Consider the following 24,116-nt stretch of genomic DNA (forward strand, 5'->3'; position numbering starts at 1 on the left):
ATACAAAGAATAGTTAATTTAACAAAGAGAGCAGTACCTCATAAACATCATCCTTACCCAACACAACAGGATTATTATCCATCCTTCCACTGCCAAAGGATGCGGCAACAATTTCGTCTAAATCATCTTTCCGAATTCCATAGAATTTCAATGATAACGTTACGTATGGATCACATGTGTTCTTCAGCCACGTTTCAAGACCTCCGTATTGTTCAAAAAGGCAGAATAACTCATCATCATTGGGAAAATGTCCCTTGTTGACAATGCTTACCCCATTCAGTGTAAGGGCAGCAGCGATTCCATGCGGAACATCATACAGTTGCGTTAGAGGATAGGAAATTGCATGGCAAGCAGTGGTTCGGGTTTGGGAAAATGCCAATCCAGCAAGAACAGAAGCCCTGCACATTTTCTCACGGTAAAGGAGATTGGATGGAAATTGGACTGTTTTTTTGAGATTTTCCAGAATAATCTCTATTGATCGACAGGAAATTTCCTGAACAAGAGGTGTCGTATGCTTAGACCAATATGCTTCAACAGCATGACTTAATGCATCCAGACCTGTGGAAAGGGTTATGATGGGGGAGAGACTTAGAGTAAATTCCGGAATAATTAGAGCGAGTCGCGGTTTTAATTCCGGGACATCAATGGAATATTTTCCCAGTTTATTTGCATCCCAGATGGTGGCCCATTGCGTAAGTTCCGAACCAGTACCAGCCGTTGTTGGAACAGCAATAATATCAATACAGGAATCAGTAACATAGGATTTATTCCGAATGCATGCAGAAATCTCATCAAGCGTGTAGATATTATTCTTTTCTGGGTTTGAGAAAACACTAAGAGCCTTGGCAAGATCAATAGCACTACCTCCACCAATAGCGATCATGGTATCTATATACTGCCCCCCAATTATTCTAAGTACCTGCAAAATGTCATTTTGTGTTGGGTTGGCGGGTACAGATTTCACCCATACATAGATATTTGACTGTTTTTCCAGTGAATTTCGGAAATTTTTCAGACCCCATCGTATGTCGGCACTCTCACTCAGAAGCAGGACGACATTCTTCCCAGTCCGGGAAAGAAGAACATCTTCTGCAGTTGATGTATCTGAAAATAGAATTTCAGTAGTACAAAATGAGTTCATATTCCCCTCATCGTATCTCTTCCTCAAATACACTTGATGGGATCAAGGTAAGTATTTCGGAAATAGGCATACACATATCATCAGCTTCTTTTGCGCGATGGTGAGTGAGAATTGTTTTTGCGACATTTTCCATGACCGGAATACCACTCCGGGTTAACTGATTGGCATAAATCACAATATTTACTCCGTGCATCGAGAATTCTTCTTCGGTTACGGTGTTGAAAGACGTGGGGACAACCACTAATGGTGTTGTTGCATCTTTTTCCCGAAACAGGTCACAGAAGGTGAAAATTTCCGTAGGATCTTTTTTTCGGGAATGGATCATGATTCCGTCTGCACCAGCAGCAACATAGGCAAATGCACGCGTAAGGGCATCAGTCATTCCTTTTTCCAAGATCAGACTTTCAATTCTGGCGATCAGCATGAACTCTTTTGTTTTGAGAGCACGTTTTCCAGCAGCTATTTTTGCAGAAAAATTCTCAATGGTATCCTGAGTTTGATCTACATCAGTTCCAAACAGGGAGTTCTTTTTTAACCCGGTTTTGTCCTCAATAATAACTGCAGAAACACCTACACGCTCCATTGTACGGATATTGTACGTAAAGTGTTCAATCAATCCACCGGTATCTCCATCCAGAATAATCGGCTTTGTGGTTACCTCCATGATATCGTCAATGGTCCTCATACGTGAGGAGATATCAACAAGTTCAATATCCGGTTTTCCTTTTGCGGTTGAGTCACACAGGCTGGATACCCACATTCCATCAAACTGGTATGCTTTTCCATCCTGAAGTACGGTGGTATTTTCTGCGATCAAACCAGTTATCCCACTGTGTGCTTCAATGACCGTTACCGTTTTTTTCATACCAAGAAGTTTTCTCAGTCTTCCACGTCGCGCCTCAGGAACAGCAAGCTGATCACGTACCCGATTTTCAAGAAGGGCATAGGACCTGTCTTTGGAATAGGGATATTCAATTAATTCCCCACCATATTCCTGAAGAACTACAATAACTTCATCCCGAATGGGTCTTTGAAATCCCGTTTTCCATTCATCACCATGAACGACGTAATCCGGGTGTAGATTTCTGAGGTTTTCTGCATAACTCAGGGTGTTCTGCGGGATTACTTCAACAACACCTTTGATGTTTTGAATGATTTTTTTTCTATCCTCGAATGAAAGGATGGGAAAGCGTTTGAAACTGGCAATGACCTCATCAGTAAGAATACCAACGGTCAAGCTCCCCAATTTTGCTGCTTTATTGATGATATTGATATGGCCTCCGTGGATTACATCGGTACTGAAACACATGTACACGGACTTTTTTGCAAGATCGGCAACACGATTACTGACAACCGCAAGATCGTCACTGGTATCAATTTCACTGCAGAGGAGATTTTTGATATCAAGCGGATAAAGAACACATTTATCTGAGATTTCGTTGAATGCATTCTCTGCATAACATCCGGTATTACCTGCCTCACAGTATTCCGAGATTTTTGTGAGCCAGAGTTTCCATTCGGATTTTTGCAGTTTGTAAAAAGGTTGTGCAGCAAGTGCGTGATCGAAAAACTCGATGCCGATCTTTCGTATCTGGTTGTCTTTTACGACAGCCTTGAAATCTTTCTCCGGAAGTTCGGCAGTGGAGCTCACTATCATACAACTTCCAGGGAACTCAAGCAGATCATCCAACACTATGTTTTCGAATACCAGATCCCCGTGCATCAGAATAATGTCGTCATGGAGGTGATCTTTTGCGGAGTAGAGGGAGTAAATGTAGTTTGTTTGATCATAAACAGGATTTTTTATGAAGGTGATCGTAACGGGCAGGCTCAGGGAGTGACAATACTCCATTAAAACGGTGTCAAACAGTCCCGTTGTGATAACAACGTCCGAAATTCCAGCATTTACTAATTGATTTAGTTGTCGGCTTAGTATTGTTTCCCGGGGAGACAATTCAGTCATACACTTGGGATGATCTTTGGTAAGGGCCCCCATTCGTCTGCCCATTCCAGAATTGAGTATAACTGCTTTCATTTATCTCAGCCCCGCAAGATACTGCATGAAGTTTTTTTTATTTTGGTACGGTGATAGCGTTGGACGTCCCAGATCCGGACGAGAGCCAATTTTTGCTTTTATTTCGATGAATGTCAGTTCCCAGGTGTTTTTGACGGCTGCAAGAATATGGATCAGTTCTTCACGGGTATCTACTGAGTACACGTTTCTGTAACCGCACCCTTTGGCAATTGCAGGAAGATCAATACTGGCTGAAACGGTTGGCATCCCCCCGACTGACTCATGAGCTGCATTATTTACCACGACGTGGATCAGATTTTTCGGGTTTTGAAAACCGATAATTGCCATTGATCCCATGTGCATGAGAACAGCCCCGTCCCCGTCAATACACCATACCCGGGTTGCCGGTTTGTTCAAAGCAATTCCCAAGGCAATAGAGGAACTGTGACCCATAGATCCTACTGTCAGAAAGTCAGATTTGTGTGATGTTTGGGCAATTTCCCGAGTTTCAAATAATTCTCGGGAGGTTTTTCCGGTTGTTGAGATGATAATATCGTCTCCGGAGACATTTGTGATCTCTTTGATGATGTCTTCCCTCAGGAGGGAGTTGGAATTTTGATACATTCCGGGTTGATCATAGGTGAGAGCACCTTTTTTAATGACAAAAGCAACACTATTCCCATATGAGAGTATTTCTGAGAATTTTTCGGCACTCTGCTGTAATGCTTCCAAATTTGTGTCTTTGTCGATTACCAGATAAGGTATTTGCAGGATATCAAGAATCTCCAGAGTAATTTTTCCCTGAAAACTATGCTGCGGTTCGTCATGCACATCAGGTTCACCTCTCCATCCAATGATAAATAGACAGGGGATACCATAGACCTCCGGATGAAGGAGCGAGGTTACCGGGTTGATGATATTTCCTTCTCCGCTGTTCTGCAGGTAGACACAGGGTATTTTTCCTGTAGCAAGATGGTATCCGGCTGCGAGAGCTACGGCATTTCCTTCGTTTGCAGGGATGATATGGGTTGGAGAGATACCAAAGGTGTTTATCAGATAATTGCAAAGAGATGAGAGCTGGGAATCCGGGATACCGGTGAAATAAGATATTTGAAGGGTATCGTGAAGACATTGAATAAATGGCTGTATTTTCATTTGAGATTTTATTATACGGATATTGTTATATTCCTTCGCATAAATGAAGATGCAGATTTGGATGGAATGGGACACTAAGAATAAGTATAATGACGTCAAAATCAAACAATAATATGATACATTATTTTAGATTATTTATAAATAAAATAAGATTTTGTTCCAAAAATCTGAAAAATCTCCCGACTTGCATGCGCAGAAAATTTCTGAAATAAAAGAGTGATTTTTGTTTTCGAAATTCTTTGACTTTGGTTGTCCACATGCAGAAGAATCCCGATCAATCAAATTTGAATTCTCTCAGACAGACAGTATGAACAAATCCGAACTTTTTAGGAGAAACTTGCAAAATAAAGCAATTATACATCTTGATTTCCAAGATCGAATACTATTGGATTATGAATTGGATGGCGTTGATCCACAGGAGGATATTGCATGTAATCATCACCATACATCCTACTCAAGATTGGGTGAGAGACAGCAGGAATGGGGAAATGATGACCTTCAAACATAATGAACTGTATGTTAAAAAAATCCTCTCTTTTGCAAAAAAAACGACTATATTTTGGCATACTCATCGACATTGTAACATATTCTGTGCGAACCTTATTGTATCTAGTAATTTCATAAATCATTGCTCTTAATGATAGTTTTTTTCCAAAAAATCTCAGAGGCAATGATGCAAATATCCTAAATATTTGATAAAAAACACCCCTTGAAGAACCATAACCACACAATACACAATAAGAATCCATAAAGTATCTCAAAGCATAAGTATGGAGTATGGAGGCAATTTTATCATCCGGAAAATTATCATATGGAAAGATATCGATCCAAACACCATGATGCATCTCAATATGCCATGTTGACTCATCCATATATTGAGTTCCATTTACCCGTATTTTTGAGAACGGGTATGCATAATTAACATCAGATGACTGAGTCTGAAGATAATACATTTCATTCAACTCACTGCCGCAAACGCTCACAAAACGTTCATAATCATCCCTTAACATACCAATATCAATATCATCATCCCACGGGATAAATCCATGATGCCTAACAGCCCCCAATAGAGAACCGCCAGTAAGAATATACTGAATATGATGCTTCTCACAAATTCGTTTAACTTCCAATAAAGCACCCAACTCAATTAACTGTAACTTTCTTAGCGATTTTTCATCCAGTACCACAAATGACCTCCACAAATAAATACACAAAACAAAGAACTATGTTAGAATAATTATATAGAATAAGACATATGAAAGTTCTCATTCTTGCCGGCGGCATGGGTACCCGCCTTGCCGAGGAAACCAGTGTTGTCCCAAAACCTATGGTAGAGATCGGTGGTCATCCAATTCTCTGGCATATTATGAAGATTTACTCGCAGTACGGCTTTAATGAGTTCATTATTCTTCTGGGATACAAAGGATATGTGATTAAAGAGTACTTCGCAAATTATTTTCTGCATCAGAGCGATGTAACGTTTGATTTGGCAAATAATTCCATGGAAATTCACGAACAGCACTGCGAGCCGTGGAAAGTTACGCTGATTGATACAGGATTGAATACCTCTACAGGAGGACGTGTACTGCGTGCCAGAAAGTACGTTGGCAATGAACCATTCATGCTCACCTATGGAGATGGGGTCTCAAATATTGACATTCAGAAACTCATTGAGTTCCACAAGAATCACGGAAAACTTGCCACCCTGACCTCAGTCCAGCCAGAAGGAAGATACGGGACAATTACTTCCGGAACAGACGGGCAGATATCTGATTTTGTGGAGAAACCAAAAGGTGACGGTGCATGGATTAATGCGGGATTCTTTGTGCTGCAGCCGGAGGTTTTTGACTACATTCAGGAAGGAGATGCTACCATCTTTGAACGTGACCCGCTGGAATCTCTCGCAAAAGATGGACAACTCTACACCTATCGCCATGACAGCTTCTGGAAATGTATGGATACACTCCGCGACAAACAACAGCTCCAGGAGATGTGGGATGCAGGCAACACACCCTGGAAGAGCTGGGACGAATGATCCTTGATATTTTCAAAGGAAAACGAATTCTCATCACCGGCCACACCGGTTTTAAAGGATCCTGGCTTGCGATCTGGTTATCACAACTCGGTGCAGAAGTACACGGATACTCCCTCCCACCAAACACAGAACCGAATCATTATACCGCAACACGCATTCATGAACTCCTGAAAAGCGAGTTCCTTGCAGACCTGCGGGACCGAGAACAGCTGACGAACTACATACACAAAGTGCAGCCTGACTGCATCTTTCACCTCGCAGCCCAGCCGCTCGTGCGGAGATCATATGCAGAACCGGTCGAAACATTTGACACAAACGTGATGGGCAGTATCTATGTAATGGATGCGGTCAGAACACTGGGAAAACCCTGTACCGTGATCATGATCACGACCGACAAATGTTATCTGAATGTGAATCAGGTTTGGGGTTATCGCGAGTGCGATCCTCTCGGCGGTCACGATCCTTACAGTGCAAGCAAAGCCGCAGCAGAGATCGTAATTGCATCTTACCGTGATTCCTTCTTCCCGCAGGAAAGAATTTCAGAGCACGGGGTACACCTTGCATCTGTCCGGGCAGGAAACGTAATCGGCGGCGGGGACTGGGCAGAAGACCGAATCATTCCCGATGCGGTCAGGGCAGTTACCTCCGGAAAATCTCTTGAGGTCAGGAGTCCGCAGGCTGTGCGTCCCTGGCAGCATGTCTTGGAACCGCTCTCCGGCTACATGCTTCTTGCCGCAAAGATGCTCGCGGGAGATGCAGACCTGGCGGGAGCATGGAACTTCGGCCCGCTTCCTACCGGGGCCGCAACGGTGCGAGAGATCACCGAAGAGTTTTATCGGATCTGGGGCAAAGGAAACGTTGTGTACGACCCCTCCCTCGCAAACCTGCACGAAGCAGCCTTCCTGCGGCTTTCCTCCGAAAAAGCAATGACTCATCTTGGATGGAAACCGGTGTGGAATCTATCGGAAACGTTGTCAAAGACAGCTGAGTGGTACCGGAAATATTATTCGGGAGAGGATGCACGAGAGCTGAGTCTCGCTGATATTTCTGAGTACACGACAGAGATGGAGTACTAAGATATGGGCAAATTAAAAATTCTTGAAACACCGCTGAAGGATTTGTACGTAGTGGAAACCGATCCCTTCGTGGATCACCGAGGGGCGTTTGCCCGTTGGTTCTGTGAAGCAGAACTTACAGAAATTATCGGTGGTCGTCGCATTAAGAATGTGAACTTTTCTAAAACTGCGAAAGCAGGATCGATTCGGGGCATGCATTTCCAGTACCCGCCACATGCAGAGATGAAGATGGTTCGCTGCATAAAAGGAAGAGTATTTGATGTTGCAATCGATCTTCGGAAAAATTCTAAAACATACCTCAAATGGTACGGAGTAGAACTATCTGAAAAAAATATGAAATTATTTGTCATACCCGAAGGATTCGCGCATGGATTCCAGACATTGGAAGATGAGGTAGAAATGCTTTATCTCCACACAGAATTTTATAATAAAGAAAGTGAGGGAGCCGTTAGATATAATGATCCCTCTGTTTCAATTCATTGGCCTAAAGAGATAACAGAAATTTCTGAAAAAGATGCGGTACATCCCTTAATAGATGATAGATTTTCCGGAGCCATGTTATGAGATGCAGATTTTGTGGTAATGAAATAACAAAAACGGTAGTGGATTTGGTGAATGCACCACCATCAAATGCGTATCTTCGTGAGAACCAGCTAAATGAGCGGGAAGTTTACTATCCATTAAAGATAATGGTGTGCGATCATTGCTGGCTTGTACAAGTTGATGAATATGCATCATCTGCAGATATTTTTGATGATGATTATCTGTACTTCAGTTCCTATTCATCTTCCTGGGTTGAACACGCACGAAAATATGTGGAGATGATTATTCCCAAATTAGCTCTTACAAGAAAGTCACGGGTAATGGAAATTGCATCCAACGATGGATATCTGCTCCAATTCTTTGTTCAGGCAAAAATACCATGTGTAGGAGTGGAACCATCAACCAGTACTCATGCAGCAGCATTAGAAAAAGGTGTGGAGTCAATCCCAGAGTTCTTTGGAGAAGAATTTGCAAAGAAGATTGTTAAAACACGTGGAAAACAGGATCTTATTATCGGAAATAATGTACTGGCCCATGTACCCGGGATCAATGATTTTGTGGAAGGACTGAAAATTGCTTTGGCAGACAATGGTACCATAACAATGGAATTCCCACATCTGCTGAATCTCCTCACGTATGATCAGTTTGATACGATTTACCACGAACATTACTCTTATTTGTCTCTCTACACGGTGCAGCAGATATTTGCAGCACATGATCTGACAATATATGACGTTGAGGAGCTGCCAACGCATGGCGGCTCTCTCAGAGTATATGCCTGCCACAATTCGGATGTAAAAGATATCACAGATACAGTGAAAAAAGTAGTAGATGATGAGATTACGTATGGCCTGACAACATATGATGCGTATATATCTTTTCAGAAACGTGTAGAAATAATCCGTTCTGCATTTCTTACGTTCCTGCTGGAGGCTAAAAATGAGCGAAAAATTGTTGCAGGTTATGGCGCTGCAGCAAAGGGAAACACTTTGCTAAATTACTGCGGAATAAAGGGAAATCAAAATATTGTAGCAGTTGCTGATGCCTCACCACATAAACAAGGAAGATATCTGCCGGGATCTCATATACCAGTAATTTCTCCACAACAAATCAAAGAAATAAAACCGGATTACCTGATAATCTTCCCATGGAATCTCAAAGAAGAGATTATACGACAGAATGCATATATCCGCGAATGGGGCGGTAAATTTGTGACGGTAATTCCTCATCTGGAGATTATAGAATGAAGCTCCTTGTTACCGGGGCAACCGGTTTTGTCGGCCACCATGTGGTACAATGGCTGACGGATCACGATTACGAGGTAGTCGCAACAGGAAGATCAGAGGAGAAGGCGAAAAAGTTCTCGTGGTATAACTCAGTAACATTTGTCACCTGTGATTACTACACAGAAGAGAAAAATTTCTTTGAGTTTTTTGGCGAGCCGGACATCCTGATCCATCTTGCCTGGAAGGGTCTGCCGAATTATATGATGCGATTTCATCTGGAGGAAAACCTTCCTGCTGAGATGCGGTTCCTGCGATCGTTTGCAGAGTCTGGGAAGACGAAGATCGTGGTTACCGGAACGTGTTATGAGTATGGAGTGGTGAATGGATGTCTTTCAGAGGAGATGCCGACAAATCCGACGACCGTATATGGTACGGCGAAGGATACGCTGAGGCGATATCTTTCGTTCCTTGCGGACGAGTACGGTTTTTCGTGGAACTGGGTGCGGCTGTTCTTTTTGTACGGTGAGGGACAGAGTCCGAAGTCGTTGCTGCCACAGCTGGAGGCAGCGATTGCCCGGGGTGATGCGGAGTTTCCGATGTCGGGCGGTGAGCAGCTGCGGGATTATCTGCCGGTGGAGAGGGTGGCGGAGTACATCTGTTTAATCTCTCTCCAAGGAGAGATAACTGGTGTAGTAAATTGTTGCTCTGGTATAGCGATCTCTGTGAGAAGACTTGTTGAGGAACATATTAAAAAAATGGATGAAACGATCGAACCAGATTTAGGGGTCTTTGCGTCTCCTCAATATGAAGCCTTGGCCTTTTGGGGAGACACTGAAAAGCTCACTAAATGCTTGAATGAAAACAGGATGACTATGAATACTATCGATTATTACATGAGTTCCACTGGGGGGGGGGCACTTCCAGTAGAGGCAATCAATGAATTTGACCCATTCGTTCTTTTTGCTCCAGGAATAGATCACTGGACTCCTCTTGCAGAGGCGGTGATCTGATTGATGCGCATCCCGGTAAACAAACCATCGATCACCGAGCTTGAAATTTCCTACGTTACTGACGCGGTAACTACCGGATGGGGAGATCACTGTTACGATTATATTAACCGGTTCACTGAGACGCTAAAGAATTTCTTTGGCGTGAAGTATGCGTGGCCGACCTCCAGCTGCCACGGGGCATTACATACCGTACTCATGGCACTTGGTATCGGTCTAGGTGATGAAGTTATTGTGCCTGATGTAACCTGGATTGGCAGTGTGTCGCCTGTTTGCTGGCTTGGAGCAAAACCAGTATTCGCAGATGTATTACAGGATACGTGGTGCATTAATCCGGCATCAGTTGAGAAAAAGATCACGCCAAAAACGAAGGCAATTATTATCGTCCATCTCTATGGCTCTGTTTGTGATATGGATGCCATTCTGGCAATCAGTAAAAAATATAATATTCCTGTGATTGAGGATGCAGCTGAGGCTGTCGGTGCAGAATATCACGGAAAACGGGTTGGCAGCATAGGAGATTTTGGCGTGTTTTCATTCCATGGCACGAAAACATTTACTACCGGGGAAGGGGGAGCTATCATCTCGAACAGAGATGATCTTGCGGAAAAGATCTCAACAATTTCCAATCAGGGACGAAAACCGGAACAGCATATTATGTTCTGGGTTGATGAGTTGGGGCTGAAGTACAAAATGTCCAATCTGGATGCTGCACTTGGTGTTGCCCAGTTTGAGCGGTTTGATGAATTGTTTTCAAAGAAAAGAGAAATATTTGGATGGTATAAGGATGCATTGTCCGATCTTCCGGATATTGCAATGAATGTGGAACCGGAAGGAACGAAGAATCTGTACTGGATGCCTTCAATTATCTTTGGAGATTCCTATTCATTTAACCGGGATACTCTGATTAAAGGGATGAATGCAGAGGGTATCGGTATCCGACCGTTCTTTTATCCGGTGAGTATGTTCCCTATGTTTGAATCAGCAAAAGATAATGTGGTAAGCTGGTCTTTGTACAAGAGAGGGATTAACTTGCCAAGCTATCATGATATGACGAGAGATGAGATCACTATCGTCTGTAATGCTTTGAGAAAAAATATTGATTATACCAAATCCTATTGAAGGAGGACATCATGGATCATAAATTAACTGAGATAGAATTACAAAACAAATTTGAATTCGAAAGAGAAATACATTTTTCCAGCTATAATACTATATTGAGTAAATACAAGGCACATCAAGTAATTGATGATAAAAGAGGAGAATCTCTTCTTGATCTCGCATGTGGTGATGGGTATATAACAGCGTTACTTGAACCCTCCTTCAAGAGGATAGTGGGTCTCGATGCATCCAGAATCCATCTCGATGTTGCACGAAAGAGATTGCCAGATGTCCAGTTTGTTGAATCACTATTGGAAACATACACAACATCGGAAAAATTTTCGACGATTACCATGCTCGATGTTTTGGAACATGTACAAGATCCCAGAAATGCACTTCAGTCTGCTGCATCTCATCTATCCAATGATGGTGTTCTTATTGTCCATGTACCAAATGCAGAGGCAATTAATCGAAGAATTGCGGTAAAAATGGGGACACTAACCTCACTTGATGAGTTATCCCCATTCGACATAAATATTGCCGGACACCGAAGAGCATATACACTAACAACATTATCAGAGGAGATACGAAGCGCTGGCTTAAAGGTAAAATCAACGGGCGGTATCTTTTATAAATGTCTGTCCACTGCGCAGATCGATTGGTTCTTGGAAAATGGACTGTGGAAAGACGGAGGATTTGGATGGGGCAGAGTGGGCGCAGAAAAAGAGAAAGATTGGCGTCAGGCATTTTGTGATGCCTGCTATGAAATTGGAAAGGAACGGCCAACAGAGTGCAATTGCATCTATGTCTCTGCCACACTATAGGGTTCAAATATCATGTAAAAGGCTGTTTAACCCATTTTCAAGAGATACCTTGGGATCCCACCCATATTTTTTTGAAAATGCTGTAGAGTCCAAAAGAATATTGGCAACATAGTCATTGATTTCTGTTTGCGTAATTGCAGACGAAGAGGATGTCATCTGCACAAGCAATTCAGCAACATTTTTTGTTGATATCAATTTACCACTTCCGACATTATAGGTACCTGTGTCACCAGAACGTATAGCAATTTCAATTGCATCAACCAAATCTGATAAATGCATCAAATCTAATTTTGGATCTCCATTTAAATAGTGATGAGTGGTAATGGTTTCATTCCTACTACATTTGTCCATAAAGTTCCAGATAAATTTAGGTGAATCTTTCCCAACTCCATAGATGGAACATGGTCGGAGAATAAAGGCCTGTAGCTTTTTCTCCTGACGATAGAGATTGATCAGGCATTCAGCCAAGTACTTACTCGTACCGTACGTGTGTTTCGGAGTCGGAGTTACTCCCTCGTTAACAAGAAGTGTACCCCTATATCCTTCGTAAACAACCCAACCACTGAGAAAAACCAGCCGTATATTATTCACAATACAAACATCCAGAATTGATTTAAGCATCACTAATGATTTTTCAAATGCATCATATGTAGTATAAATCCGCGGGTTTGCAAGATGGACAATTGTATCGATATGATGTTTTTTTACCAGCAGATCCAGAGCAACATGATCGGTGACAAGATTGAGTTCAGTACTTGTGGGAGTTAAAACAATCATATCCTGCAATCGCTCGACTACTTTTTTTCCGATAAACCCCGAAGCCCCTGTTACCAGAATATGGTTTTGGGATGAAAGACTTGGGTCTTGGTGTTTTTGACCAGCCCATTCCCAGATAGAGGACAGCATCTCCAACTTTATTTCCGACTCGCCGGTCGCATCCATAACATGTATAATAGCTTGGTCAAGATCAATATTCTCCATAACTGACAAAAGGGCCGCGGCTATGGAGTTACTGCGGGACATTCCATAGTCACAACAGATCACAATGTTTTTTCCCTCAGATAAATACTGTATACACTCCTGAATTTTTTTCTCAATTGCATCAGCAACATTTCCTTCTTTGTCCACTAAATTTCTTACATCAACAATATTAAAGAGACCATCATTTACATTCACCGCATCAGTATAGGCAGCAGTACCAATATTTTTTGTAATCCACCGAATCATTCTAAAACCCCATCATATGGAACGTATGTTTCGTCAAAACTACGCAGGTAATATCCATACCGGATATTCGCAGTTGGTAGGAGAGGAAAGCCAAGTAACATATCAATGTACATATCAACCTCATTGAATCCCGCTAACGTTCGCAAGAATGTACTTGCAGAAAATCTTGGGTTTATTTCAAATGGACAAAAAACTCCATTTTTAATTCTGCCCTGAACATTTAATGGACCACAACTTTTGCAAATGCAGGCTATTTTTTCTGCAATGTTGGCAATATCTGGATAACAGCCAATTTCTCCCTGACTATATCCACTTGATATTAATCCTGCATTTGTCTTTGCCATTATCGAAACTTTGGAGTGAAACATACGTTTCAAAACAATTGAACCACATAATTTTCCCATCGGCGAGTGTAATACGCCAACCGTATATTCCCCGCTTTCTTGTGGCAGATATTCCTGTACAATTGGATCTAATCCATTGTTTAACATGTAAGCAACATACATTTTCAACTCTGCCTCATTTTGTACTATGAATACTGAAACACTTCCTCCACTATTTGTTGAGGGTTTGATGATGCAGGGAAAGGGTATTTCAACAGGAATGTTTTCAACAGAAGATATGACCCATGTTTGCGGAATCGGTATATTAGATTTCTGTAAGTACTCAAACAACCGTCCTTTATTCGAACAAATATCTACCACCGTCTCAGTGTTTCCTGCAAAAAGGATGTTTTCTTCAGCAAGGAGTTTTTTCTCATGACCAAGGAGTACGGCAGGTTCATCACCACCTGGAATTACGACGGAGATGTTTTGTTTTTTACATTCAGCAATGATGTTTTCAACATAATTATCTCTAGATACTACAAATGTTTTTTTCAACCCATGCATGTAGTGTCCATAGGCATATGGGGAAGCGTCGCAGCCATAGATCGTATATTTTTCTTGTTTGACCAGAAGAGATTTTATGATCTCCGTACCTAGTGATGCCCCAGCCATTCCGGCAACCAATACTGATATTCGATTCATTAATATCCTCTGTAGATAGGACATATATTTACAACCAACTCAGAAGATATTTTCTTCAAAAAATTAGGTATTTTTCACTTTTTTATCATATTTATATTATATCTCTTTTTTTAGTGACCCTCTGTAACATGAGGTGTCTTGACAAAAAAACATTACCTTGATGAGACATTAGCCGATAAGAGGGAATATATTTTCAAAACTCTAACATCCTATCTACAGAGGAAATCACTGTTTCCTAATTTTATTGCATCAGTCAGAATTCAGTGAAACAGAGATAATAAAAAGATGTTTAGAGATATAGCATCACCAATACAAGGATTTTCACCAATAACGAATTACATCTTATGGGGAGCGAAAGGCCACGGAATGATTCTCAGAGATATACTGGATAACCACTGTGGTTTCAAACCATTGGCGGTATTTGACAATGACTTAACAATCCCATCCCCCTATTTAGATATTCCATTATATCATGGAAAAGATGGATTCGAAAACTGGATATCAACACTTAGCCACACTAAAGACATTGGATTTTCGGTGGCAATCGGCGGAAATAGAGGAAAAGACAGATTAGATATTGCTCAATATTTATCAGCGTTCGACCTGAGACCACTTACCATAGTTCACCCCCGTGCTTCAATAAGTCAAGATGTAAAACTCGGAAGCGGAGTACAGGTATTTTCCGGCGCATGTATCAGTGTAGATGTTTCCATAGGGGATCAAACCATCATCAACCATATGGCAAATGTAGATCATGAGTGCAAATTAGGATCTGGAGTTCATATTGCACCAGGAGCGGTACTGACCGGCTGTGTTGAAGTACATGATTGCGCGATGATTGGGGCAGGGGCAACGATTCTTCCAAATTTAGTGATAGGTGAAGGCGCAATAGTGGGAGCCGGAGCTGTGGTTACCAAAGATGTTGGTGATGGTGATGTTGTTGTGGGTGTTCCTGCACGAAGCAGCTCGCATCATTAAGTATAATATTCATAAACATGCATTTCCATATAATGCATAATTTTTCGAAATACATGACATTTAATTTTGCGAAGAAGCACCAACGGAAAATGAATATCAATTCTCCGAAATAATTTGAACAATTCCTCCTTCAAATTTGAATCCAAATCAGATTCGATTAGTTTGTTTTTAAGCAAATTCAATTGGATTCTCCGATATCTCCAATGACGCCCAAACAATCTTGCATCGGATGAAATTAATTGATATAATGCAACATAGTAATTTGACTCACAAATGGTTCCATGAAACCCATATTGTTTTGAAACAGACATGAACTCATAGATGATTGCTGAAAGTGATGTAAATATCGGGATAGGTTGCCCATACATCACAGTAGTATAGATGTCATTGGATACACCCATATAATTTAATAACTGAGAACTACCAGTCACACTCATTCGACCATTAGAATATTTTTCAAGATTGTTGTGAAGAGAGTATAGTGAACAATCCATTATCATTATAGATCTAGTTTCAAACAATATTTTAAATGCAATTGAGTAGTCTGGAGAAAAACCAGATGAAAAACTACCGGTCCTATTTACAATACGCCTATAAAGAGATTCAGAAATGCAACAATTTCTCCCCCGTGGGAGCAATAGATCAGTGTCTTCAAATGAACCATCCATGCGCACAATATTGCCAATAATTTCAGAAGTATTTTTAGAATATGTCGTATTTTTTCCATGAAAATGGAGCAATCTCTGCGAATTGAGAGGCTCTATATCTATTCTCCAAGAAATTACACAAGGATTGTTGACACAAATATTTGAATATAATAACGATAGCACATGAGGTTTCATATAATATTTATCGATTATTATCAACAAATATTTTCCTGTAACATTAGAACATCCAAAATTCCAATTGTCCACCATAGACAGAGATCCTGTTTTAAAATACTTAATACGTACATCAGAATATGACGATACAACATTTTGAGAATCCGCCGTATCACTATTATCAGAAATGATAAGTTCAAAATCTTGGAAATCTTGCTCCAAGATAGAGTTAATTACACTAGATAACAACTCTGGTCGGTTTTTAGTTGGGACAACTATGGAAAAAAATGGTTTATTCATTTCAGGCACTGGTGATATATATGAGGGAACAAATGAGATATTAGTTTTGTTCAAGCTAGTATCCACTCCGTATTCCAGAATATTTGTCTAAAACAATCCACTCGTCCAAAACCATTGAAATGGTAATGGTAGGATCATCAAACCAGTTACTAGGGGCAACTACAATCTTATTGGGAGATGCAGTACTTAAAAAAGCAGCCCACCATGAGAAAGTGGAGTTAGATATAATAAAATGTTTACATCTGCTCATAAGATGAAGATCATCAATGCCCCTCTCACTCATGGGCATGAATATCGGTTCAGAAGGAAAAGTTAGATTGTTTTTAGCCCATTCGATATCATCCGAAAACACAAAAAAGATAGGATTAGAAATATTCTGTGAGATATAAGATATTCCTTTTATATAATACATTAATCCGCACACACCAACCATATCATTGACATCCTTATTTTGTACGTAGTCTCCCCTTCTAACATGAATACATACAGAATTAGGCGACGTATCAATCATATTCCAGTTATCAACAGCACCAGAAACATCTGGAAATATAAAATCAGACGTCGCAACCGAAGAATTTTGTTTGAAGTACTCATAACAAGGCCAGAGATCCTCTAGATACACATCGTCCAACTTACAAATCATGGCATCATACACCCCCCGGGGACATTTATATGTAGATTGCATCTCATTCCTGTTATTGATAGGAAATCCCTTATTGAAATACTTAAAATAAAGATATTCTAAAAGCAAGATAATTTTACACGAAGAGCCCAAAATAACAGTACTTGAAATCGGGAAGTATCCTAACTCATATGCCCTAATTTCACTTCCCCTTACATCAATAATTTCAGATATTTTTTTGAATAAAGAAATGCGATCAAGTCGCAATGTGATTATGATCCGGTTCAAAAAACATAAAAAAGAGTACCACTGGAAATCTCTGAAATAACCTCTAGCATCCAAGGTTAAAGAGGTTTTTTGCCTTATTGCAAGCGATTTGCCCACAGCATAAAGGAACATCTGATTTCCCAACCCACCCGATAAACGAATTGTGATCATACTATTAATCCCTCATTGTAAACTTACGACCATATATTTATGCCCAGACCATTTTTAATAATTCCGATAACACATCTTAATTTAAATATTATATCTGAAGGGACTGGTTTTGGGGGGCACATAATTGTATTATTTGCACAATTGAATTCGACATCAATTTTAGATTTTTTAACTCCATTTACAATGTTTGTGAGAAGAGGATAAATTTGATACTTTTGCAAATAACAGGATCTTGCAAAATAGATGTCCTCACAATGATCATTATAATGGTTTGGATTCTCTATAATTTTACTAATTATATCGATAGATCCCTCAATATCCCAGATATCAATCCTTTCAAACGAACCGCGTGGGTAATATTCTTCCAGATTAGTACAGCCATAATAAATCGGGAACGTATAGCTCAGAAAAGCCTCTGTCAGTTTTTCCGTAACATAATAAGGGGAACTGGAATTTTCAATAACAATAGAATATTTGTAAGGCGCAAGAACATCCCATTTATCTTCAAATCCGCGAATACCTCTCCCAAAAAGATCGATACCATCGCCGAAATGTGATTTCAATGCCAAAGCAAACTGATATCTCTGCTCATGACCTTTGCTGAATCTCTTGTTCGATGAAACAATAGAGAGCAGATGATCTTTCGTAGGAGGAGACATCGTCACCAGTTCGTCATAGGTCTTGTGAACATACCAGGGAAGTATCTGGTGAGTTTGGATCACATGAGGGTGTGATATCTGCTCCTGTGCGGTAACCACTGTTGCAAACTGCCGAAGAAATTTTTTATCATACTTTTTAACAGATACAGGCTCTCCAGTTACAAAGATCGTATTTGATGACGGACAGCACACTGAATCTTTCTCGGGAAGATCATAAAGAACCACCCAGTAGTCGCACTCCTCAATATCTGAGTTGATGTAGAACTCACAATTTCCCCAGCAGCAGCAACCATTTGGAGTTTGAAGACGTATATCCGGAGGAGGAATCTCAACACCGTCTGTAGGATAAGTAACTTTGATTTTTAGCATGCTCACTGTTTCTCAATATACCATGTAATCGTTTCCTTTAACCCGTCCTCAAACTTCGTCTGGGCCCTGAATCCAAACTCCTTCTCCGCCCGGCTGACATCAAGACATCGCCGCGGCTGTCCGTCAGGTTTGGAAGTATCCCAGACTATCTCTCCCGAATACCCAACCAGAGAGGAAATAACCTTGACAAGCTCACGAATAGTGATCTCCATACCTGCCCCGATATTGACCGGTTCAGAGGAGTTGTACTTCTCAGCCGCAAGAACAATCGCTCTTGCTGCATCCTCAACATACAAAAACTCCCGTGAGGCAGCACCGGTACCCCATACCTCAACATGTTCAGCCCTGGTATTTTTCGCATCAACAAACTTCTTGATTAATGCAGGAATCACGTGGGAGCTGGATGGATCAAAATTATCTCCCGGACCATAGAGATTTACCGGAAGCAGATAGATTGCATTATATCCGTACTGCTCGCGATATGCCTGGGCCTGTACCAGCATCATCTTCTTCGCAAGGCCATATGGAGCATTTGTTTCTTCCGGGTAACCATTCCAGAGGTTATCCTCAGTAAACGGAATCGGCGTAAACTTCGGGTAGGCACAGATGGTGCCCACAGCAACAAACTTTCCGACATTTTTCTGCCGTGCGGCTTCCATCATCTGAATGCCCATGATTGCATTATCATAAAAAAGAGAACCGGGATTTTCCATATTGTACCCGATTCCTCCTACAGAAGCTGCAAGGTGAATAACAACATCACACCCGTCAACGGCCTTCAGACAATTCTCCCAGACTCTGAGATCAAGATCCCTGCTGCGCGGGGTACGGATATTTTCTCGGGAAGCACCTGTCTCTAAAAGATATTTTACCACATTTGTACCGAGAAATCCGGTTCCACCAGTAACAAGCACTGTTTTGTTGTCCCAAAATGTCATAGATATGATCCTATATGCTGAATACACATATCTGTTCCATCCATCTTGAACATGTCGTTGCATGAAGGATACGCATCTTTCAACGCAAAAAGAGAAGATATTTCGTTGATCCATTCCCCAGAGGAGAGATCGTCATACGAAAGATCACGACCAAACCCATTACAAACAATAGGATCAATGATGTACGAATCCTCAGCAAAACCCTCACGTCCATAGACAAGTAATGGAACACCGGAAGATACTGCTTCAGATACCGTACTGTACCCGGGTTTCGTTATCACCAGATCACACATGCCAAGATAATCCTGTGTTTCAATATCGTCATCAGGAATCCTCACAACACCTTCCATCTGAACCGAAGCATTCCCCGACACGAGAACCTTTACTCCAGCATCAGTAAGCTTGCCAAGACAGTCAGGAATCGTTTGCACAGAAAATCCCGAACCAACATAGACCAACATTTCCCCAGTACCAATACCAAACTGTCTCCGCATCGCATCTCGCAAGCGGGTGCACCTTCTGCATACCAACGGAACCAATATCCTGTTCTGAAAGGCATTCATTGGTTCATGAAATGGAAGAACAAGCGCCAGATCCGCTGAACGATAGGCATCTCTGATCTGGTTCACCTCTGAGGAGTCCCCGTAGAGATTTCGGAAAATAAGTTCCCAGGTAAAATTCGAAAAGCCGATACCAGGGATACGGAGATGCTCTGAAACTAAAAACGCCTGAGGTGTAACATCCGACACAATAAGATCAACACCATGATCACGGCAGAAGAGGCATTCTTCTGCAACAAAATCATCCCAGGAATCGATCCACTGCTCCAGTTGAAGTTCAGTTTCAAAAGGATCTACGGTGAGAGTATCCTTGTACATCACTGTTCCAATATCATTTTGTCCAGGCAAAACCGCACAGTCGGGAAGAGATCGACGTACAAAATCAGCAGCAGTCTTTGTACGGATAGAGACAGTAGCATTGAGATCTTTTCTCAGAGCACGAATCAATGCAATACTTCTGGCTGCATGCCCGTAACCATAATCACTAATGTAAAAACGAATGTGGGGGGCGTTCAATCTGCCTTCCACCACTTGTCAGGATACAGCTTTTCCAAGGCTGCATCACCCTCACCAATCGGAGTAAGGCCAGCGGCACGGAAATCAGCATCCATCATAATTCTGGTCAGATCCTTAAATGACACACGTGGTTTCCATCCGAGCACCCTCTTTGCCTTATCTGCATCACCAATCAGATTTTCCACTTCCGTCGGACGGAAATATTTTGCATCGATCTTCACATGATCTTCCCAGTTCAGGCCGGCATACGAAAATGATTCCTCAAGGAACTCACGGACCGAGTTTGTCTGTCCGGTTGCAACAACATAGTCGTCAGGCTTATCCTGCTGCAGCATCAGCCACATTGCCTCAACATATTCAGGAGAAAATCCCCAGTCACGGCGCGCATCCAGATTTCCCATGTAGAGATACTTCTGTTTTCCTGCAACAATATTTGCAAGACCACGGGTAATTTTTCGCGTAACAAATGTCTCACCACGACGGGGCGATTCATGATTAAACAGAATCCCATTGCAAGCAAACATATTATATCCATCACGATAGTTGCACGTCATATAATACGCATAGACTTTGGCACACGCATAGGGACTTCGCGGCCAGAACTTCGTATCTTCATTTTGCGGTGGTGGTGTTGCCCCGAACATCTCACTACTTGATGCCTGATAGAAACGAATGTCCTGTCCGCTTTTTCGAATCGTTTCAAGAATCCGGGTTGTTCCAAGACCAGTAATATCTCCCGTATACTCCGGCGTATCGAAACTTACCCTGACATGGCTCTGGGCACCCAGATGGTAAATTTCCGAGGGATGAATATTATAGATAATGTTTGAGATCTGTTCATTATCTGATAAATCCCCATAATGAAGAAACAGCCGTGTCTCTTCATGTGGATCAGCATAGATATGATCCAGTCTGGAGGTATTAAATGTGGACGCACGGCGGATAATTCCATGAACTTCATACCCTTTGTGGAGTAAAAGTTCTGCAAGATAGGATCCATCCTGACCGGTAATCCCCGTTATGAGAGCTATTTTACCGATATGAATCACCTGTGATTGTAGTAAATTTGTTTGGAATATATTTAGGTCTTTTTACCGAAGGAGAAGATTAGTGGCCCTAAGCTTTTTGGGAACAGATACCAATCTAAATACGATATCTGATGTATACCATAATCCTTGCAGGCGGGTTTGGGACACGCCTCTTTCCCTTAAGCAGAACTAACTACCCAAAACAGTTCATTCCATTATTTGGAGGGAAATCACTTTTCCAAAAAACTGTGGAACGTGCGCTTCTCACCTCATCTCCAGATGAGATTTATGTAGTGACGAATGCAGCCCACCATTTCCTCGTAAAAGAACAGCTGAACTCCATAAATGCTCCCTGCAACATTCTCGAAGAACCCTGCGGAAAAAATACACTGCCGGCACTAATCTATGCAACACTCACCATCTACCGACAGGATGAAGACGCAGTAATTCTTGTTCTCCCATCTGATCAATACCTTGAGGTGAATCCTGCATACACCAATGCAATAGATGCTGCAGAAAAACTTGCCTCTGAGTATCTCATAACATTCGGGGTCAGCCCCACAACACCACACACAGGATACGGGTACATCAAACCGGGAAAGGAACTTTCATCAGGATACATGGTTGACACTTTTGTAGAAAAGCCGAATCTGGAAACCGCACAACAGTATCTTACCGAAGGGTATCTCTGGAATGCAGGAATTTTTTGCTTCAGGGCAGATATGTTCCTCAAAGAGTGTGAGATGCATGCCCCGGACATCATCAGCGCATTCAAAAACAACTCTGTTAAAACAGCATACTCACAGGTCCCAAAAATATCAATCGACTACGGCCTGCTGGAGAAAACAAACAACATTGCAGTAATTCCTCTCCAAACCAAATGGAGTGATCTCGGCAGTTTTGACGCGCTCTACTCGCTAAAGGAAAAAGACAAAAATGGAAATGTCGCGCCAACAGACTACATAACTCCTGATGGAGAGAATAATCTAGTCATCTCAGACAGATTAGTGGCAACAATAGGATTATCGGATGTATCCATCATCGACTCTGCTGATGTGCTGGTAATCTGTTCAAAAGATCAATCTCAAAGAATCGGAGAGATTACAGAAATACTGCATGATCAAAACGATGAGCGTGTAGAAAACCACACAACAGTTCACCGCCCGTGGGGCTCCTATACTATTCTCCAAAAGGGTAAAACCTTCCTGATAAAACGTCTGACGGTGCTGCCACATAAGCGCCTGTCCCTACAATATCATCATCACCGCAGTGAACACTGGGTTGTCGTCAGCGGAATGGCAGAAGTCACAAACGGAGATAAAACATTTTTTGTACAAAACGGAGAGAGTACCTTTGTTCCGGCAGGAGTAAAACACCGTCTTGCAAATCCGGGAGCGATTCCCTTAGAGGTTATCGAAGTCCAGAATGGAGAGTACCTGAGTGAGAGTGACATCGTTCGATGCGACGACGATTATGAACGTAATAATGAAGAAAATAAGGGATAATAAGCAAGATGTATTGTAAGATATCAATAATAACCCCTCTTTACAATAAAGAGAATCATCTATCAAACACCTTAAAATCAGTGTTTAATCAAACATATTCTGATTTTGAACAGATCATCGTCGATGGAGGATCTATCGACGGCAGTCTTGATATTGTAAATAAATACAAGGATCCACGAATTACTCTCTATCATCAAAAAGGGAGAGGAGTGTCAGCCGCAAGAAATGAAGGCATTTCTAATGCAAAAGGAGAACTCATAGTATTTCTGGACGCTGACGACGAGTGGGAACCTGACTATCTCCAAACCATATGGATGTTGTATCAAACATATCCTGATGCAGGAATATATGCAACATCCTATACAATTCAAACGGAAAACAGAAAAACAGTGATACATTGTACAGATGTTCCAGATGATTTCACAGGTATTCTTCCCTCATATTACCACGCGATTGCAACCGGCCCGCAACCAATAATTACCTCTGGAATTGCCATTCCTAAAAAAATCCTTGAAAACGTAGGGGGTTTTAATGAAGCAATGAGAATTGGGGAAGATCTAGATTTGTGGGCAAGGATCGCATTACAGTATCCGATCGTATATTCATCACGGCCGCTATGTACCTACAACACCAATACGGAAAACAACCACAAAAGTGCCATCGATAACGAAAATTACCGTAAAACCCCATTTATGGATTACATATCCAATCCAGACATGACGAATAACACATACTATGAGAAAAAAGAAAACATCTCACTCTATATCTCATATCTGTATGTATTACAGGCCCAAAAATATGCTGCAGTTGGAAAGAAAAAAGAGGCAAAACAGGCATTGACAAAGGCAACACATCCCAAAATACTCCCGAAAAAAATAGGTTGCTGGATATACATTACGCTCCCAGAAAAGTATTTCAAAATAATATTAAAAATCACGGGTAAATTTACAAACATAGGTCAGACATTATAACCCCCACATCTCCCGCCACCCCAGAACCCCCTCC

At 41.5% G+C, this 24,116-nt stretch carries 22 protein-coding genes; 10 read left to right on the plus strand and 12 right to left on the minus strand.

The window, feature by feature from the left end; all coding sequences use genetic code 11:
• Positions 1 to 13: 13 nt before the first annotated feature.
• From O0S10_RS06165 to O0S10_RS06180, 4 genes are all read right to left on the minus strand, one after another.
• Entirely contained in the window at positions 14 to 1,141 is a 1,128-nt protein-coding gene (locus O0S10_RS06165; protein WP_268925015.1) for a phosphonoacetaldehyde reductase, read from the minus strand.
• Positions 1,142 to 1,148: 7 nt separating this feature from the next.
• Positions 1,149 to 3,176 (minus strand): phosphoenolpyruvate mutase, encoded by a 2,028-nt coding sequence (aepX, locus tag O0S10_RS06170; RefSeq protein ID WP_268925016.1) that lies wholly within the window; start codon positions 3,174 to 3,176, stop codon positions 1,149 to 1,151.
• The gene (aepY, locus tag O0S10_RS06175; protein WP_268925017.1) at positions 3,177 to 4,409 is read right to left on the minus strand and encodes a phosphonopyruvate decarboxylase; all 1,233 of its coding nucleotides are present in this window, start codon (positions 4,407 to 4,409) and stop codon (positions 3,177 to 3,179) included.
• Positions 4,410 to 4,663: 254 nt separating this feature from the next.
• On the minus strand, positions 4,664 to 5,497 hold the full coding sequence (locus O0S10_RS06180; RefSeq protein ID WP_268925018.1) for a LicD family protein: 834 nt from the start codon (positions 5,495 to 5,497) through the stop codon (positions 4,664 to 4,666).
• Positions 5,498 to 5,565: 68 nt separating this feature from the next.
• Between O0S10_RS06180 and rfbF the strand changes: the two genes are divergently transcribed.
• Genes rfbF through O0S10_RS06215 form a run of 7 tightly spaced genes read left to right on the plus strand, consistent with a single transcriptional unit; the run spans position 5,566 to position 12,122 of the window.
• Positions 5,566 to 6,345, plus strand: coding sequence for a glucose-1-phosphate cytidylyltransferase (gene rfbF / locus O0S10_RS06185; RefSeq protein WP_268925019.1), 780 nt, complete (start codon positions 5,566 to 5,568; stop codon positions 6,343 to 6,345).
• Positions 6,342 to 7,421: a CDP-glucose 4,6-dehydratase gene (rfbG, locus tag O0S10_RS06190; RefSeq protein ID WP_268925020.1), complete on the plus strand. Its 1,080-nt coding sequence runs from the start codon at positions 6,342 to 6,344 to the stop codon at positions 7,419 to 7,421. Before rfbF ends, rfbG begins: the two co-directional genes overlap by 4 nt.
• 3 nt (positions 7,422 to 7,424) lie before the next feature.
• Entirely contained in the window at positions 7,425 to 7,985 is a 561-nt protein-coding gene (rfbC, locus tag O0S10_RS06195) for a dTDP-4-dehydrorhamnose 3,5-epimerase (protein WP_268925021.1), read from the plus strand.
• Positions 7,982 to 9,211: a class I SAM-dependent methyltransferase gene (locus tag O0S10_RS06200; protein WP_268925022.1), complete on the plus strand. Its 1,230-nt coding sequence runs from the start codon at positions 7,982 to 7,984 to the stop codon at positions 9,209 to 9,211. The genes rfbC and O0S10_RS06200 overlap by 4 nt, the downstream gene beginning before the upstream one ends.
• Positions 9,208 to 10,200 carry an NAD-dependent epimerase/dehydratase family protein gene (locus O0S10_RS06205; RefSeq protein ID WP_268925023.1) on the plus strand — a complete coding sequence of 331 codons (993 nt, stop codon included), beginning with the start codon at positions 9,208 to 9,210 and terminating at the stop codon, positions 10,198 to 10,200. The genes O0S10_RS06200 and O0S10_RS06205 overlap by 4 nt, the downstream gene beginning before the upstream one ends.
• A 3-nt stretch (positions 10,201 to 10,203) precedes the next feature.
• Positions 10,204 to 11,319, plus strand: a complete 1,116-nt coding sequence (locus O0S10_RS06210; protein ID WP_268925024.1) for a DegT/DnrJ/EryC1/StrS family aminotransferase — start codon at positions 10,204 to 10,206, stop codon at positions 11,317 to 11,319.
• A gap of 11 nt (positions 11,320 to 11,330) precedes the next feature.
• The gene (locus O0S10_RS06215) at positions 11,331 to 12,122 is read left to right on the plus strand and encodes a class I SAM-dependent methyltransferase (RefSeq protein ID WP_268925025.1); all 792 of its coding nucleotides are present in this window, start codon (positions 11,331 to 11,333) and stop codon (positions 12,120 to 12,122) included.
• A gap of 3 nt (positions 12,123 to 12,125) precedes the next feature.
• Here the strand turns inward: O0S10_RS06215 and O0S10_RS06220 are convergent, their stop codons facing one another.
• Positions 12,126 to 13,349, minus strand: a complete 1,224-nt coding sequence (locus tag O0S10_RS06220) for an NAD-dependent epimerase/dehydratase family protein (protein WP_268925026.1) — start codon at positions 13,347 to 13,349, stop codon at positions 12,126 to 12,128.
• Complete coding sequence (locus tag O0S10_RS06225) at positions 13,346 to 14,377, minus strand: ATP-grasp domain-containing protein (protein ID WP_268925027.1); 1,032 nt, start codon at positions 14,375 to 14,377, stop codon at positions 13,346 to 13,348. The genes O0S10_RS06220 and O0S10_RS06225 overlap by 4 nt, the downstream gene beginning before the upstream one ends.
• 285 nt (positions 14,378 to 14,662) lie before the next feature.
• Here O0S10_RS06225 and O0S10_RS06230 point away from each other — a divergent pair, with 285 nt between their 5' ends.
• Positions 14,663 to 15,355: a NeuD/PglB/VioB family sugar acetyltransferase gene (locus tag O0S10_RS06230; RefSeq protein ID WP_268925028.1), complete on the plus strand. Its 693-nt coding sequence runs from the start codon at positions 14,663 to 14,665 to the stop codon at positions 15,353 to 15,355.
• Here O0S10_RS06230 and O0S10_RS06235 read toward each other — a convergent pair.
• The 6 genes from O0S10_RS06235 to gmd are packed head-to-tail and all read right to left on the minus strand — an operon-like array spanning position 15,352 to position 21,627.
• Positions 15,352 to 16,476, minus strand: a complete 1,125-nt coding sequence (locus tag O0S10_RS06235) for a glycosyltransferase family A protein (RefSeq protein WP_268925038.1) — start codon at positions 16,474 to 16,476, stop codon at positions 15,352 to 15,354. The genes O0S10_RS06230 and O0S10_RS06235 overlap by 4 nt on opposite strands.
• Positions 16,477 to 16,531: 55 nt before the next feature.
• The gene (locus tag O0S10_RS06240) at positions 16,532 to 17,536 is read right to left on the minus strand and encodes an alpha-1,2-fucosyltransferase (RefSeq protein WP_268925029.1); all 1,005 of its coding nucleotides are present in this window, start codon (positions 17,534 to 17,536) and stop codon (positions 16,532 to 16,534) included.
• 23 nt (positions 17,537 to 17,559) lie between these two features.
• A complete protein-coding gene (locus O0S10_RS06245) occupies positions 17,560 to 18,564 on the minus strand; it encodes a glycosyltransferase family 10 domain-containing protein (RefSeq protein ID WP_268925030.1) in 1,005 nt (334 codons plus the stop codon).
• A gap of 2 nt (positions 18,565 to 18,566) precedes the next feature.
• A complete protein-coding gene (locus O0S10_RS06250; RefSeq protein ID WP_268925031.1) occupies positions 18,567 to 19,502 on the minus strand; it encodes a GDP-L-fucose synthase family protein in 936 nt (311 codons plus the stop codon).
• Positions 19,499 to 20,578 carry a hypothetical protein gene (locus tag O0S10_RS06255; RefSeq protein ID WP_268925032.1) on the minus strand — a complete coding sequence of 360 codons (1,080 nt, stop codon included), beginning with the start codon at positions 20,576 to 20,578 and terminating at the stop codon, positions 19,499 to 19,501. Before O0S10_RS06255 ends, O0S10_RS06250 begins: the two co-directional genes overlap by 4 nt.
• Positions 20,575 to 21,627, minus strand: a complete 1,053-nt coding sequence (gene gmd / locus O0S10_RS06260) for a GDP-mannose 4,6-dehydratase (RefSeq protein ID WP_268925033.1) — start codon at positions 21,625 to 21,627, stop codon at positions 20,575 to 20,577. Before gmd ends, O0S10_RS06255 begins: the two co-directional genes overlap by 4 nt.
• 110 nt (positions 21,628 to 21,737) lie before the next feature.
• On the opposite strand from gmd, the gene O0S10_RS06265 reads away from it, so the two are divergent.
• Positions 21,738 to 23,111, plus strand: a complete 1,374-nt coding sequence (locus tag O0S10_RS06265) for a mannose-1-phosphate guanylyltransferase/mannose-6-phosphate isomerase (protein ID WP_268925034.1) — start codon at positions 21,738 to 21,740, stop codon at positions 23,109 to 23,111.
• 8 nt (positions 23,112 to 23,119) lie between these two features.
• On the plus strand, positions 23,120 to 24,082 hold the full coding sequence (locus O0S10_RS06270) for a glycosyltransferase family 2 protein (RefSeq protein WP_268925035.1): 963 nt from the start codon (positions 23,120 to 23,122) through the stop codon (positions 24,080 to 24,082).
• Positions 24,083 to 24,116 lie beyond the last annotated feature (34 nt).

The sequence above is a fragment of the Methanocorpusculum petauri genome (genome assembly GCF_026891975.1).
GTDB classification, from domain to species: Archaea; Halobacteriota; Methanomicrobia; order Methanomicrobiales; family Methanocorpusculaceae; genus Methanocorpusculum; species Methanocorpusculum petauri.

Coding starts and splice junctions, on each gene's coding strand:
- O0S10_RS06225 (WP_268925027.1), bottom strand. CDS start 14,377: ATGAATCGAATATCAGTATTGGTTGCCGGAATGGCTGGGGCATCACTA.
- O0S10_RS06230 (WP_268925028.1), top strand. CDS start 14,663: ATGTTTAGAGATATAGCATCACCAATACAAGGATTTTCACCAATAACG.
- O0S10_RS06250 (WP_268925031.1), bottom strand. CDS start 19,502: ATGACATTTTGGGACAACAAAACAGTGCTTGTTACTGGTGGAACCGGA.
- rfbC (WP_268925021.1), top strand. CDS start 7,425: ATGGGCAAATTAAAAATTCTTGAAACACCGCTGAAGGATTTGTACGTA.
- O0S10_RS06205 (WP_268925023.1), top strand. CDS start 9,208: ATGAAGCTCCTTGTTACCGGGGCAACCGGTTTTGTCGGCCACCATGTG.
- rfbF (WP_268925019.1), top strand. CDS start 5,566: ATGAAAGTTCTCATTCTTGCCGGCGGCATGGGTACCCGCCTTGCCGAG.
- O0S10_RS06215 (WP_268925025.1), top strand. CDS start 11,331: ATGGATCATAAATTAACTGAGATAGAATTACAAAACAAATTTGAATTC.
- O0S10_RS06235 (WP_268925038.1), bottom strand. CDS start 16,476: ATGAATAAACCATTTTTTTCCATAGTTGTCCCAACTAAAAACCGACCA.
- O0S10_RS06220 (WP_268925026.1), bottom strand. CDS start 13,349: ATGATTCGGTGGATTACAAAAAATATTGGTACTGCTGCCTATACTGAT.
- O0S10_RS06270 (WP_268925035.1), top strand. CDS start 23,120: ATGTATTGTAAGATATCAATAATAACCCCTCTTTACAATAAAGAGAAT.
- O0S10_RS06210 (WP_268925024.1), top strand. CDS start 10,204: ATGCGCATCCCGGTAAACAAACCATCGATCACCGAGCTTGAAATTTCC.
- aepX (WP_268925016.1), bottom strand. CDS start 3,176: ATGAAAGCAGTTATACTCAATTCTGGAATGGGCAGACGAATGGGGGCC.
- O0S10_RS06165 (WP_268925015.1), bottom strand. CDS start 1,141: ATGAACTCATTTTGTACTACTGAAATTCTATTTTCAGATACATCAACT.
- O0S10_RS06265 (WP_268925034.1), top strand. CDS start 21,738: ATGTATACCATAATCCTTGCAGGCGGGTTTGGGACACGCCTCTTTCCC.
- rfbG (WP_268925020.1), top strand. CDS start 6,342: ATGATCCTTGATATTTTCAAAGGAAAACGAATTCTCATCACCGGCCAC.
- O0S10_RS06200 (WP_268925022.1), top strand. CDS start 7,982: ATGAGATGCAGATTTTGTGGTAATGAAATAACAAAAACGGTAGTGGAT.
- O0S10_RS06245 (WP_268925030.1), bottom strand. CDS start 18,564: ATGCTAAAAATCAAAGTTACTTATCCTACAGACGGTGTTGAGATTCCT.
- O0S10_RS06240 (WP_268925029.1), bottom strand. CDS start 17,536: ATGATCACAATTCGTTTATCGGGTGGGTTGGGAAATCAGATGTTCCTT.